This window comes from Limnoraphis robusta BA-68 BA1 (assembly GCF_034932365.1).
GTDB classification, from domain to species: Bacteria; Cyanobacteriota; Cyanobacteriia; order Cyanobacteriales; family Microcoleaceae; genus Capilliphycus; species Capilliphycus robustus.
On the sequence record NZ_JAYGHR010000061.1, the window covers coordinates 269,360 to 283,992 of the forward strand.

Below are 14,633 nucleotides of genomic sequence, written 5' to 3' on the forward strand. Positions count from 1 at the left end.
ATATCACTGATACTCATCTGTTTAACCCAGAATAGCAGGGGTGTCAATCCTATACCTAAGTATATAACAAATCTGAGAATTTATTGTAACAAATGTCACTTTTTTGGGTTTTGCAGCGAAAAACGGCTAAATTTCTAGGGTAAATATTGCCCCTTGAGGTTGATTGTCTTCGACAAAAATCTGACCTCCGTGAGCTTCTACAATCATCTTACAAAATGCTAAACCTAAACCCATTTGTTCAATTCCTTCTACGACAGTCCCAACGGCGTATTTATTAAAAATAATCTGTTTAAGATCTTTACTAATACCAGAACCTTGATCGCAGAGGATCATTCTCACTTGAAAGGCTTCATTTTGGGGATAGTTGACTCGGCAATTAATTTGACTGTTTTTCGGCGAGAATTTAATCGCATTTGATAGCAGGTTATCTAACACCCGTCGAAATAAGTTAGCATCCAGATAAACGAATTTTTGAATCCGGGGAATTTCAGCGATCAACCTAATTTTTTTCTGGGCTGCAAGGGTTTCAAAATCAGAGATCGTTTGCTCAAACAACTGACAAATATCGACCGATTGCCGATGGAGAATGAGATGTCCAGATTCCAGTTTTGCCATGACTAATAAATCATTGGTTAAAGATTGTAATCGGTGTCCACAAGCCACAATCCGTTCAACTTTTGTTTGACTTGATTCCGATAGTTGCTCTTGTTCTTTTAGAAGTTCTCCAGCAAAGAGAATACAAGAAATTGGGTTTCGCAAATCGTGAACCAGCATATGTGACATTTCTTCGCGAAGTTTGAGAATATCAGCGAGGGTATCCCGTTGTTTTTGTAAGGTATCATATTGTTGTTTGATTCTCAGCATAGATCGAATTCTTGCCCGTAATTCTATACCACTGACGGGTTTACAAATAAAATCATCTGCCCCTCCCTCTAAACATCGTGCCATATCTTCCTTAGAATTGAGAGCTGTGACTGCAACAATGGGAATATGAGACCATTGGGGATTTGATTTGATTCGCTGACACACTTCTACCCCATTCATATCAGGCATCATCACATCTAATAGAATAACATCAGGCTGAAATAATTCTAGACGTTGTAAGGCTTTTATTCCACTGGAAGCATAGCTTAATTCATAGTATTCTTCTAAAAGTTGGGCTTCAATCACATCAAAGTTATTGGGTTCGTCATCAACAATTAATATTTTGGCGTTCATTTTTCTCTACAAACAATTTTTTTGACAAAATTTAGAGCATTCTGCAAGCTCAAAAACAAGTTTTTACAGTTGATTTCGATAAAATTACTGAAGGTTTAGTCTTTCTCTTATTTTATCAGATAACTGTTTTAAACTGACCGGCTTACTCATATAGTCATTAGCTCCCGCTTGCAGACACTGCTCACGATCTTGAACAGTAACTAAGGCTGTCAACGCAATAATTGGAATCTTGGCGGTATCAGGATAAGCGCGAATTTGACGCATCGCTTCTAAACCATCAAGTTCAGGCATTTGAATATCCATAATGATGATTTTAGGTTGGTATTGTTGGGCGTATTGAACGGCTTCAATACCGTTTTCTGCAAAAATAATTCGATACCCTCGGGTTTCTAAATAATCCCCCACTGTCTCAGCATTCGCCCGATGATCTTCTGCGATCAAAATGACAGGTGAGACACCAGAAGGCGGTTTAAGTTGATTCAACTCAGAGGAGGAAGTTGAAGACGAAGCAGGAGTCAGTTTGTCAAGCCAGTCCGCTTGAGAAGTCAGCGCATCTTCATCCAGCATACAACCCCAGTGTGAGTTCCAAGGAAGCGTAACCGTAAACGTACTTCCTCGCCCCACTTCACTTTTTAAAGAGACAATTCCAGCGTGCATTTGCGTAATTTGTCGAACGAGGGCTAACCCTAAACCTGTACCTGAATATCGTCGAGATAAACTGCTATCAATTTGTACAAAAGGCTCAAATAAATGTTGTTGATCTTCGGGAGCAATCCCAATTCCGGTATCAATGACGCTCAGATGGAGACAACAATTGTCCGGATCAATCTCGACCTTTAACAAAATATTACCGCCTTCTGGGGTAAATTTAACCGCATTACTGAGGAGATTAATTAAAACTTGACGAATGCGACGTTTATCCACTTCGAGCGTAACGGGAACAGGAGCGGGGATGAAACACAGTTGTAGATTTTTTTTATCAGCTTGGGGTTTAACAAAACTCAGGCTAGATTGACAGAGTTGATTGATCTCAACCGCCGTCAGCTTCAACTCCATTTTTCCGGATTCTATTTTAGATAAATCCAGGATCTCATTAATCAGTTCAAGCAGATGTTGACCACTCTGTTCAATAGTCGCCAGCGATCGCAATTGTTGAGGATTGATCGCTCCATAAACACAGTCTTGTAAGACTTCTGATACACCTAAAATCGAATAGAGCGGCGTGCGTAATTCATGGCTCATATTTGCCATAAATTCATCCTTAAGGCGGGTGGCTCGTTCTAACTGAGCATTCGTGCGACGCAATTCTTCTTCGGCTCGTTTACGTTCGGTAATATCGCGACAAACACAAACAAATTCACCGCTATTCGTGAGTGTTAGGGAAAATTCTTCCAGAAACGTACTTCCATCTTTACGAATAGCTAAAGCTTCGCTGCGAGAATATCCATTTTCCATCAGTTGAGGAATGACTTCGCGATTAATCCGATCGCCCTCTTCTTGAGAGTAAAGACTTTGCCAATTCCGACCTAATAATTCTGTGGTTTCTGTATAGCCAAATAGGTCTAAATGAGCTTTGTTGAGATAAATATAATCGCCTAAAGGGTTAACAATGGCAATTCCTTCGCTAGCAGCTTCAATAGCGGTAAGCTGTCGTTGGAGTTGTTCTTGAGCGAGTTGGCGTTCAGTGACGATAGCGATCGCACTAACAGCCGCTTTTAACAGGTTAATCTCGATTTTATCCCATTGACGAGTATCGCCATCATTATCAAAGCCAATAAACCCAAAAAATTCTCCTCTGACGATTAATGGAAACAGAAGTATCGTAAAAATTCCAGTCGGTTCAAGAATTTGACGTTGCATGGGAGTCATATCGTCTAAACTCTGACAAATGGCTTCACCTTGGGCGAGTTGTTCTACCCAAGTTGAGAAGCAGGGTGTATCATAAAGCTGTTGGAGGACAGATCGGTTGAGCTTAGAGGCTGCATCAGGTGCCGACCAGTGAGACATATAATACAAATAGGGATGGTTGAACTCGTCGTAACAATGTTCAAACACATAGACTTGACTGACATCTGCGGCTTGACCTAAAATTGAAAGCACAAGTTTGTATAAATCGCTTTGAGAAGCTGCACATAACAGTTGACGCTGCACTTCAACTAAAGCAGTGAGATAGTTATCTCGCTTTTTGAGATCAGCTTCTGCTTGTTTTCGTTCTCGAATATCTCGAGCAATTTCGCAGAAGTAGGGAATCCCGTCAAAATTTAACTCGGTAAGGGTAATTTCAACCGGAATGTTTTCACCTGTTTGAGTTCGATGGGTAGATTCTAATAATAGGGATTTTTGTTGTTTGAGATGTTCGCAGAAAGGTTGCCAATCTGGGGGCGCGTTTAGGTTTTGATCGATTTGCCAAATGTTTAGATTTGAGAGTTCTGCACTAGAATAACCTAAATTCTCACAGGCGGTTTTATTAACATAAACAATCTCACCTTCTTGCTCGACAATAAAGATGCTTTCTCGAGCGTTATCAAGGGCAAATTCAACCAGTCTTAAGCGATCTTCGGTTTGTTGACGTTGGGTAATATCGAGAGCAACCGCCAGAAATAAGCGTTCTTGTTGATGTTCGATCAGTTGAAAGTGAACTTCTACCGGATACGAACTTCCATTTGATCGTTGATAAGCGGCTCTAAAAACGGTTTTCTTTTGTTGATGGTTTAACAAGGGATTGATTAATTGTTGAAATTGTTCTCGAGTCAATTGAGGTTGAAGATTAATAGCAGTCATTTGTTGAAGTTGTTCGAGGCTATACCCGAGATTTCGCAAAGCGCCTTGGTTAGCATATTGAAATTTTAGGGTTTCGGCATCAAAGATGTAGATTTCGTTTAAACTGGCTTCTAATATGTTTAAGAGGCGAGTTCGTTCAGCAATTTCTGTTTGTAGATCTGCGGTGCGTTGTTGAACTCTGGCTTCGAGTTCTTGATTGAGTTGTTGGAGTTTTTGTTCGGCTTGTTTGCGTTGGGTAATATCTTGAGAGAGAACTACGCCTGCTTGCACTATTCCTTGATCAATAATGGGTAAAAAATAGACGAGAAAAAGGCGATCTGCGAAGGGAAGTTCAGCAACAAATTCTTCTCCGGCTAGGGTTCGACGATAGAGCGGTTCGAGCAGTTTACAGGTTTGAATAGGTAAGACTTCCCAGATTGTTTTTCCTTCAAGGTATTCTTTACTTAACCCCACTTCTGCAAGTCCTAAACCACCAACCAAGATATACTCTAAATCGTGATCAAACATCATTACAGCCCCGTTGGGGAAGTTATTCACTAACATTTGATAACGGGCTTCACTCCGACGCAAAGCGATTTCTGCTTGTTTACGTTCGGTAATATCTTCGTAGGTTCCCACCACGCCTATAATTTCTCCATCTGCATTTCGCAAGGGCATTTTATGGGTTCTCAGCAAACGTGAAATATTCCCAATTTTTGTCATGGGTTCTTCGATATCAAGTTTGGCTTCTCCTGATTTCATCACTTGATAATCATCAGCCCGATAGAATATTGCTTCGTTTTTCCAAGGCATATCATAGTCCGTTTTACCAATAATTTCTTGACTTCTCGGTAAACCTGCATCTACACTACATTGATAGTTACAGCCGAGAAATTTACCTATTTTATCTTTCCAAAATACGGCTTGAGGAATACAATCAAGAACAGATTGCAGTAAAATTTGATTTTCTTGTAGGGCGCGTTTGACTTCGACGCGATCGCTAATATCTCGACCTTCTGCTATTATTAATATCACTGAGCCTGTTTCATCCTGCAGGGGACGCAAAGAAAAGTCTATTGTTGCGATTTTACCTCCGGCGACTAATACATCGACTTCATAGGAAATAGATTCTCCTAAAGCGGCTTTAGCGATACTTTGACGCAATTGGTGTTGAGTTTCAGTTGAGATTGTCCACCAGTGGGTTTCCCAAAAGGGACGATTAACGACATCTTCGTGTTTCAATCCCCCAAAGTCTAAAGCGGTTTGATTCACATCGAGTAATATTCCTTCAGGTGTTAGCAGTCCTGTACATTGAAAGGTATTATTAAAAATGGCTTGAAATTGCTGATCCCTTTCTTTTGTTTTGGCTTCGAGTTGACTGTTTAGGGTTTTGATTTGTTGACGGAGTTGATTTTTTTCAATGGCAATTGAGATGGAAATTGAAAGTTGTTCAAAGAGTTTTATGTCTTCAGCTTCCCACGCTCTAAAATTATTACATTGATGGGCGATTAATAATCCCCAAGTTTCAGTCTGGGGTGTTGTTTTATCTTGACCGTCTGAATTTATTAAAATTGGGACAGCTAAATAGGCTTTAACTTGGTTCTGTTCAAATTGTTGAATTTGGCTTGGTGTTAATCCCGTTTGATAGATATTAGGAATAACTTGTTTTTCTGGGATGTATTCAAATTCGTATTCTATTATATTGCTTACTTTTAAATCACCTGAAAATGAAGTAATTTTATGCTTTTTATTAGGTTGAAATTGAGTCAATAAAACGCGATCACACTGGATAATCTGTCGAATATCGTTAACTGTTGTTTGCAGTAGGGTTTCTAAGTTTAAGCCTTGATGAATGCGTTTATTAACGGTTTTTATTAACTGATTATATTTAATATCTAGGGGGTATTTTGGATTGAAAAAAATCTGATTAATCGTGTGATCTTGGGTGAAAAGTGATATTTTTTCTTGCAAATAATTATCGTAAAAATGCGGTTCTATTGCTTTTATTTCGGTCTCTTCTTGTTGAAAATTAGGGAGTAAAATAATCGGAATATTCAGCTTCAGGCGTTGTAAGTCTTGGATAAATCCTAAGCTATCGAAATCATCAAGCTGAGTATTCAAGAGGATGACATCAGGTTGAATCTGTTGGCAATATTGTAATCCCTTTTCTATCGTTTCAGCCAACAAGATTTGCTGAGGGTTTATATTCGGAGTTGTATTTTGTGTTATATAGTCCCGATAAGTTTCTAAATCCCTGAGAGAATGATCGATAACCAGAATGATCGTTTGAGCGTTATTCATCGGTTGAGTAAGTTGAGAGCCTTCTCTTCTGTTATAGAATACTTTCTCAAGCAGTTTCATCAGTGAGTATACGGAATTCTTGTCAACTTAAACTGATCTCCACTGGAAAAATTAGACTATAAGTGAACAAAAGTAGAGATTTTTTGATTTCAAACTCTACAACTCAGGGCAATTTTGGGATGTCTTTGAAAACCTGAAAATCCGGGAAACCCAACGACTGCTTTATATTACAGCCATCAAGCTTCCAGGATTAGTGTTCTCCTTTCGGCAGACTTAATTCAATTTAAAATGAATTTCAAAGACTATTACTCGGCAGCAGGTGCGAGTTCGGTAGAACCGGCGGTGCGTTTGCGAGTTAAGCTATTAAACAACATTAAGCCAATAGCTTTGATCAAGTTGCCTTCTAACTCCATGAACATCTTCATATTCATTCCGAAGGCGGCGTTGGCTTCAGCAACAATCCGATCGGCTGTGGCTTGATCGATGGGTAAATCATTCATCATCTGGCGATAATTGGCTTTGAACGCCTTCTCATCGGGAATATCCTTGAATTCATAGAATTGGATGCCTTCGCCGTCTGAGAGGTTCATACCTCGTTGAGCGATCGCTTTGAGAATTTGTCCACCAGATAGATCGCCCATGTAGCGAGTGTACAGGTGAGCAATCAACAATTCGGGTTCAGTGTTGGAAATCTCCCGAATTCGCGCTACATAAGCTTGTGCGGCGACTGTAGGGGCGATTTCTTCCCGCCAGTTAGAACCATAGAAATAATATAAATCTTTTTCTAGGCTCTGTTTGCGGTTGAGTTCGGGAAAATACAGCTTCGACAGAATCGGATGGTTGCGATGGCGTTCCATCTCTTCTTCCATTGCAGAGTAGACAAAGTAGAGATTTGCTCCTAATGTTCTATAGGAGGTTTTTTCTACGGTTCCTTTCAAAAAGCATTTGATAAAACCCACATTTTCTGCCATTGTGTGGGATTTTTTCGTGCCTTCTCGCAATTGAGTTGCTAAATTAACGCTCATACTAAATCCTTATATCTCAAAGCTTCTGTTCAACATCAGACATCTCTATACTGAGACAGCGATTATTAAACCGCCTGAATTTTTACCTTAAACCGATTTGCTGAGAAATGATGTTAAGATTTGTCACAAGGGTTACAGATCAGTGGGAGCTATCGGTCAAGAAGCCAGTTAACGTAGGACTTTAGCATCATCCGCGATCGCTTGTCACCTGAAAACTGCCATTCATAAATTAGGTAATCATTACTAATATGAAATTCGGGTGTATCAAAGCAAACGGGACTAGGTTTCTATATGATTCTAGTCCCGATAGTCTTCAATTAGCAATGCCTCTGCGCCTGGAAAATTCGCACTTGATGCGCGAACCTACAAAACATTAAATATCTAAATCAACCAGATTTAAACGAGGTGCATTGGTTTCAATAAACTCCCGACGGGGTGCTACTCTGTCTCCCATTAATACGGTAAAAACGTTATCCGCTTGGGCGGCGTCTTCTACTTCTACCCGCTTGATCATTCGGCTTTCAGGGTTCATCGTAGTATCCCAAAGTTGCTGAGGCATCATTTCCCCTAACCCTTTAAACCGTTGAATGTTGTAGTTAGCATTTGAGGGAAACTCAGCCAAACATTGCTGCAATTCTCGCTCATTATAACAGTAGTAATGATTGCGTCCTCGTTCGACTTTATACAGAGGAGGACAAGCAATATAAATGTAACCCTGTTCTACTAATTCTCGTTGATAGCGGTAGAAAAAGGTTAACAGCAAAGTGCGAATGTGAGCGCCGTCAACGTCTGCGTCTGTCATAATAATAATTTTATGATAACGCAATTGGGACGGATCAAAATCTTCCCCTCTGATTCCCAATCCTAACGCTGTAATGAGGGATTGAATTTCATTGTTTTTGTAGATTTTAGAATCATCCGTTTTCTCAATATTCAGGATTTTTCCTCGGAGCGGTAAAATCGCTTGATTGTGGCGATCGCGTCCTTGTTTTGCACTTCCGCCCGCACTATCTCCTTCGACTAAAAAGATTTCAGATTCTCTGGGATCTCTGGTACTACAATCTGCCAATTTACCGGGTAATGGCGATGATTCTAACACCGATTTCCGACGAACTAAATCTCTCGCCCGACGAGCGGCTTCTGCGGCTTTAAAAGCTTGAATGGCTTTCTCTAAAACTGCATCGGCAATATTCGGGTGAAAGTCGAGATATTCGGTTAACACTTCCCCGACTAAAGAATCAACTATCCCGCGAACTTCTGTATTTCCTAACTTGGTTTTGGTTTGTCCTTCAAATTCTGGGTCAGGAACTTTGACTGAAATTACAGCCGTTAACCCTTCCCGGACATTCTCGCCGCCCAAATTAGACTCATTTTCTTTGAGTTTATTTCGCTTGCGGGCAAAATTATTCATGGTACGGGTTAATACCGCTTTTAAGCCTTCTAAATGGGTGCCTCCGTCAATAGTTCTAATATTATTGGCAAAGCCCAAAATATTATCGCTATAAGCATCAACACACCACTGCAACGCTACCTCTATCTGCACATTGTTTCGCTCTCCCGACACATAAATCACATCTTCATGGAGAGGTTGCTTTTCGCGGTTCATGTAGGCAATATATTCTCGAATTCCGCCTTCATAACAGAAGCTTTCGGTTTTCGGTTGCTCGATTTTGAGGAGTTCTAAACGATGGTCTGTTAAAGTAATTTTGATGCCTGCATTCAAATAGGCTAATTCTCGTAAACGACTGGCAATGGTTGCATAGTCAAACTCAATTCCAGTTGTAAATATGGTCGTATCAGGTAGGAAGCGAACCGCAGTTCCCGTCTGACTTTCTTTACTGGGTTGTGATTTTAATTCGTAGGCGGGAACTCCTCTTTCGTAGCGTTGAGTATAAAGCGTTTTATCCCGCAAAACTTGAACTTCTACCCATTCAGATAGGGCGTTGACAACGGAGACACCCACCCCATGTAAACCGCCTGAAACTTTATAGCCACCCCCGCCAAATTTTCCCCCAGCGTGGAGAACCGTCATTACGGTTTCTAGGGCTGATTTTCCGGTTTTGGAATGCACATCAACGGGAATACCGCGACCATCATCGGTAACGGTGACTGAACCATCGGCATTAAAATCGACTTCAATGTGGGTACAATGGCCTGCGAGCGCCTCATCAATGGAGTTATCCACGACCTCGTACACTAAATGATGAAGTCCGCGTGGCCCTGTTGAACCAATGTACATCCCTGGACGTTTGCGGACGGCTTCTAGACCTTCAAGAACCTGAATTTGATCGGCGCTGTAACTGCTGGTCATGTGATAACTGCTCCAATTCTGGGGCTGAAGTCCCCAGGACTCCAAAAATGACAAATCTCACCAAAATTGTAACACAAAAGGGTTATAAACGATATTAGCGGCAACTCAAGCCTTATTTTAATCCAGATTGTACCCCTTTATAATGGGCAGTGGGACAGGGATGTGTAAAAGTTATATTGATTTATGGCGATTATTGTGATTTGTGGTGCAACCGCAACAGGAAAGTCAGGGTTGGCGATCGCTTTGGCGCAACGACTCGATACAGTGATTCTCAGTGCAGATTCGCGTCAGGTGTATCGAGAATTTGATATCGGCACGGCTAAACCCACTCTAGACGAACAGCAACAGGCTGCTCATTTCCTCATCGATATCTGCGATCCGAGACAGACTCTTACTGTAGCAGAATACCAGGAAAAGGCTCAAGCAATGATAGCGGTTCCTCCTGTGTCTGCTTCTCCTGTTTCCCCTTTGTTGCTCGTAGGGGGGACGGGGTTGTATATTAAAGCGATTGTACGCGGGATGAAAATTCCTCGAGTTGCGCCTTGTGCTGAGTTGCGATCGCAGTTTCAGATGTTAGGTCAAGTTCAATGTTATGCGATGCTCAACCAAGTTGATCCGGTGGCGGCACAAAAAATTCATCCCAATGATCAGTTTCGCACTCAAAGAGCTTTAGAGGTTTATTATATTACGGGTTGTCCGATTTCTCAACAACAAGGTGAAAATCCCCCCGATTATCCCATTTTACAAATTGGCTTAACTTTAGATCGCGATCGCTTGACTCAACGCATTCAACACCGTACCCAAAAAATGATTGAGATGGGATGGCTTGAAGAGGTGAAAAGACTTCTGGAAAAATATGGTCAAGATTTGCCTTTGTTACAAACTTTAGGGTATCACGAAATCCAACAATATCTCAGGGGAGATTGTTCGTTAGAGGAAGCGATCGCGGCGACGGTTTTACATACTCGTCAATTTGCGAAACGACAACAAACCTGGTTTAATGCCGTCTCAGAGATAGAATGGTTTGATGCGGAAAATGCCGATTTATTAGAACAAGTTTGGCCCCGGGTTAAAACGTTTATTGGGGGAATTTAAAAACAACTTTTTTAAAAATAATCAACCCGTCAGAGGGGGATTTTTTGAGAGTCTCTTGATGAGCAGTTAGGAACAGTTCAGTGCTAGAATAGTTAGGAGCAGGTTTTCCGGAATGAACGGCGACCTGTTTGAAGATCAAGGTAAAAGTGAGTTGGGGAGTCACAGATTATTCCGCCGTTCAACGACAGAGGCTGCTGTGAGCGTTGGTTAACATCCCTTTCCCCAGACGCGAAAAATTCCTTGGGCGATATCAGTTGTGGGTGTTGAATGATTTGTCTTCAAAGCACGATACTGGGAGAATTGATATGAGAAATACAGGACTGGCGTATCTACTCTGGTGTACTTGGTTTTTGGGGTTGGGTGGTGTTCATCGAATCTATTCCGGGAATTATTTCACTGGACTGGTGTGGTTATTTACCTTTGGTTTTTTTGGGGTGGGTCAATTTGTAGATTTATTTCTCATTCCCGGAATGGTTGAACGTAAAAATCTCAAATACCAACTTTATCAGCGAGAAATGAGTCAGACTCCAATTACTCACGAAGTTATTGTTAATTTAACAGAAAGTCAGAAATATAGTAAGGAAGCGATTCCGGCTGTCGTACAAAAGTCTGATATTTATACAATTTTGAAACTTGCCAAAGATAACCCTCAAGGGATTTCGGTTGCTGATTGTGTAATTGCGACGGATAAACCGATTCCTGAAATTAAGCAATTGTTGAATGATTTATATAAAGAAGGTTTGCTTCATATCGATAACCATGAAGAAACCGGAACGATAATTTATCGCATTGTTTAAGTTTTGTAGGGGCGGGTTCCTAATAGATATATGTTTTCCCCACAAACAACTGATATAAACCCGCCCCCTCTGACAGTAGGGAATAGTTTTGTAGGGGCGGGTTCCTAATAGATATATGTTTTCCCCACAAACAACTGATATAAACCCGCCCCCTCACTCACAGTGACGGTTAAGGGCGGGTTTATCGAGGTAGTTGCTGAGAAGATATACATTGAGGCGGAACCCGCCCCTACAATATTGATAACAATTCAATCGCCTTGAGGGTATTCATCCCACAATGTTGTGATTTGACGTAAACTCTGAAATTCTCCCTGACCTAAAATCAAATGATCTAAAATGGGAATCGATAACACTTGGGCGCCCTGTAAAAGTTGACGAGTTAGGGTAATATCTTCAGGGCTGGGTTCAACATTTCCCGAAGGATGGTTATGAGAAATAATCATCCGTGTCGCCCCTTGTCTAATCACTTCTCGAAAAATTTCCCGAGGATGGGCTAAGGTTTCGGTGGCAGTACCAATTGTAATAACTTTTGTTCCGAGTAAACGATTTTTCACATCTAATAATAATACCGCAAATCGTTCTTGAGTTTGCCACATTAAATCTTGGCTTAAAGCGTCGGCTGCGGCTTGGGGCGTTTCGATAATTGCGAGTTCAGAAGGACGGAGTTGAAAGACTCGTTTTCCGAGTTCAACTGCGGCGATAATTGTGGTGGCTTTGGCTGGCCCTATGCCATGAATTTGCGTGAGTTCTTGTACTTTAATATGTCGCAAAATTGATAGGGGATCATGCTGATTTTGACTGAGTTGATTGAGTAAATATTGCCCTAAGCCTACTGCTGATAACTTTCCCTTTCCCTGTCCCGTATTCAATAAAATAGCGATTAATTCTGCACTTGAAAGGGCTTGTGGGCCATGTGCCATCATTCGTTCTCGGGGTCGTTCATCTGAGGGTAAATCAGCAATTCTCAGGCTATAGGTCATACTCGATGCTCTCACAACAAGGATTAAATTCAATATAACCCGAGTTTTTTGAAAATCAATGAATATTTTCCATATCAATATTTTCTGATTTGATCAAAAAAAGCTGTTCATAAATATCCGTAAAATTACCGATGTTCTAAACATTGAACTTGATCGCCATTGTGAATAACACCCGTATTTATAGGGATAATATTCTGACCAAACATCACACCTCCGGTTTGTCGTCGAAAGGTAGATAAGGTCTTCAAAGGTTCTTTGAACTCGTCCCGTTTTCCGGTCAATTGGTCTGTTGTGGTAACAATACAGCGATCGCAAGGTTTAACGACATCAAAATAAACCGCTCCAATTTTAATCAATTTCCAGTGATCTTCAATAAAAGGAAACTCAGATTCAATCACAATATTTGGACGAAATCGAATCATCGAAATTGGCAAAAATTCAACTGTATGATTCGCTTTTATTCGGCGATTCAGTTCAGCTAAAGAAGCCGTATTGGTCAGTAAAAAAGGATAACCATCGGCAAAGCTAACCTGATCTTTGGGTCGTTGTGCATAATTGGGATTAACTAAGCGAATATTTTGAGGAGATTGTCGCACGAGCCGACAAGTTTGTTCAGAGGATAATTTTAAGGCATTTTGCAGCCAATTTGCCACCGCATCGCCTTGATCAATGGCTATTGTATGATCTCGCCAAATCTGAACGTTCAGAAGATTTCCGGTTAAATTAGGTTCAAAGGTAAAGGGTTCTATTGTTTCATCTTGAACCGAAAAAGAAATCATTCCCTCTGAGAGTTGAACCCTAATTTTTGCCATCTGAGGATAGTCTCGTTGCGTCATAAATTGATGATGTTGATCAACAATCATCAATTCTCGATCCCAAAGAAACCCTTTCGGTGTGACTTCTGCTTGTTCAAGTTCAATTCTTTGACAAGACTTAATCGGATGAATAAAAATACCAGTAACGTTCATCTGCGAAAATCTCTCCGCTAAACCGATAAAAAAGACTGAAGAGTGAGTTGATCTTTCAACTCAACCCATCCTACCCACTGAAATAGCGTTCTGTTAGGCAACTCCAGTATACAGGAGGTGATATCAAACCGGATTGGTTATATTAGTAGATGATAGGAGCGATTCAGCTTCTCAGATGTTTATTGGGGTCTGTAGCATCATGAAATCTCCATTTTTCCGTACTTTGTTAGCGACTACAACCACAGTTGCAGTTAGTGCTATTGCTTCTAGTGGCTATGCGGTTAGCCTCGTTCCCGACTCTGAAGGGGAAATTAATGTGGGTTTAGGTTGTCTAGATTCCGCTCAGTGTATCACACCCGATTCTCTGTCTTTTGTGGAGAGTATTCTGTCTCTGACAGATGACACCACAGGTTCAACAAGTCGTCTGTTTATTGATGACTTGACAACAGACAATCAGTATGGTGATCAAATTAGCTTTTCTCAGACAGATGCGGGTACCAACCCGACGGATGTTTGGTTTCGTCCAGTCGCCTATCTTGAAGCAACAGATTCTTATCCCGAAGACGGTCAACTTGAAGTTGGGACTTACACCTTTGAATTTGCGACGATCTTAGAAGAATTAACCATTGAGTATTTTGATACGGAGTCACAAAATACGACGGGTGTTGTCGCTATTAATGGTAATTCTTTGGCTTCACCGGATTGGGTACTTTCTGGCTCAAATGGTAACACTTTTTCTCAAACCTTTAATGATGTTAGTTCTCTAACGTTGAAACTGGGGTTATTTGACCCCGAGGGACTGTTAGTTAAGAAGCCTGGAGATGGTGTCCGTTTTCGGTTAGCGGCTACGACTGTTCCTGAACCGACCACAATGGGCGGTTTAGTGGCTGTAGGTTTGGCTTTAGTCGGCTCAAAACTGCGTCAGTCTCGTCGAATTTAAACTTGCTTAATTGATGTCGGGTGAGTGAGTAGAGGATTAATTTTCTGTGGTGTGAATAGATTGTTACGGATAATAATACTCAAGATGGATGGGAGATTAGCCTATTCACTCATCCATCTGAGATGCGGCAAGGGGACTCCCGTTATACCCGACAGGGTTAGCGGGAGAGGAATTGCCGCCCAAAGAAAACTGAGCGGAGCGAGAATCATTGTTAAAAGGAGTAGGAGAATCCGTCATG

General features: G+C 41.1%; 9 protein-coding genes. 3 read left to right on the plus strand and 6 right to left on the minus strand.

Annotated features, from left to right (window positions below; all coding sequences use genetic code 11):
- Nucleotides 1–126: 126 nt before the first annotated feature.
- The 4 genes from VB836_RS14435 to gyrB form a co-directional block, all read right to left on the minus strand.
- A complete protein-coding gene (locus tag VB836_RS14435; RefSeq protein WP_323220059.1) occupies nt 127–1,218 on the minus strand; it encodes an ATP-binding response regulator in 1,092 nt (363 codons plus the stop codon).
- An 84-nt stretch (nt 1,219–1,302) separates the two neighbouring features.
- Nucleotides 1,303–6,279, minus strand: a complete 4,977-nt coding sequence (locus VB836_RS14440) for a PAS domain S-box protein (RefSeq protein ID WP_323220061.1) — start codon at nt 6,277–6,279, stop codon at nt 1,303–1,305.
- A 305-nt stretch (nt 6,280–6,584) separates the two neighbouring features.
- A complete protein-coding gene (locus VB836_RS14445; RefSeq protein ID WP_046276537.1) occupies nt 6,585–7,304 on the minus strand; it encodes a biliverdin-producing heme oxygenase in 720 nt (239 codons plus the stop codon).
- A 373-nt stretch (nt 7,305–7,677) separates the two neighbouring features.
- Nucleotides 7,678–9,615: a DNA topoisomerase (ATP-hydrolyzing) subunit B gene (gene gyrB, locus VB836_RS14450; RefSeq protein WP_323220064.1), complete on the minus strand. Its 1,938-nt coding sequence runs from the start codon at nt 9,613–9,615 to the stop codon at nt 7,678–7,680.
- 183 nt (nt 9,616–9,798) lie between these two features.
- On the opposite strand from gyrB, the gene miaA reads away from it, so the two are divergent.
- Entirely contained in the window at nt 9,799–10,710 is a 912-nt protein-coding gene (miaA, locus tag VB836_RS14455) for a tRNA (adenosine(37)-N6)-dimethylallyltransferase MiaA (RefSeq protein WP_323220066.1), read from the plus strand.
- Nucleotides 10,711–11,015: 305 nt separating this feature from the next.
- Nucleotides 11,016–11,507: an NINE protein gene (locus VB836_RS14460; protein WP_046276533.1), complete on the plus strand. Its 492-nt coding sequence runs from the start codon at nt 11,016–11,018 to the stop codon at nt 11,505–11,507.
- A gap of 248 nt (nt 11,508–11,755) precedes the next feature.
- On the opposite strand, the gene radC is transcribed toward VB836_RS14460, so the two are convergent.
- On the minus strand, nt 11,756–12,487 hold the full coding sequence (radC, locus tag VB836_RS14465) for a RadC family protein (RefSeq protein ID WP_046276952.1): 732 nt from the start codon (nt 12,485–12,487) through the stop codon (nt 11,756–11,758).
- 125 nt (nt 12,488–12,612) lie between these two features.
- A complete protein-coding gene (locus VB836_RS14470; protein ID WP_046276951.1) occupies nt 12,613–13,455 on the minus strand; it encodes an MOSC domain-containing protein in 843 nt (280 codons plus the stop codon).
- A 199-nt stretch (nt 13,456–13,654) separates the two neighbouring features.
- Here VB836_RS14470 and VB836_RS14475 point away from each other — a divergent pair, with 199 nt between their 5' ends.
- Complete coding sequence (locus tag VB836_RS14475; RefSeq protein ID WP_323220070.1) at nt 13,655–14,395, plus strand: LEVG family PEP-CTERM protein; 741 nt, start codon at nt 13,655–13,657, stop codon at nt 14,393–14,395.
- Nucleotides 14,396–14,633: the final 238 nt, after the last annotated feature.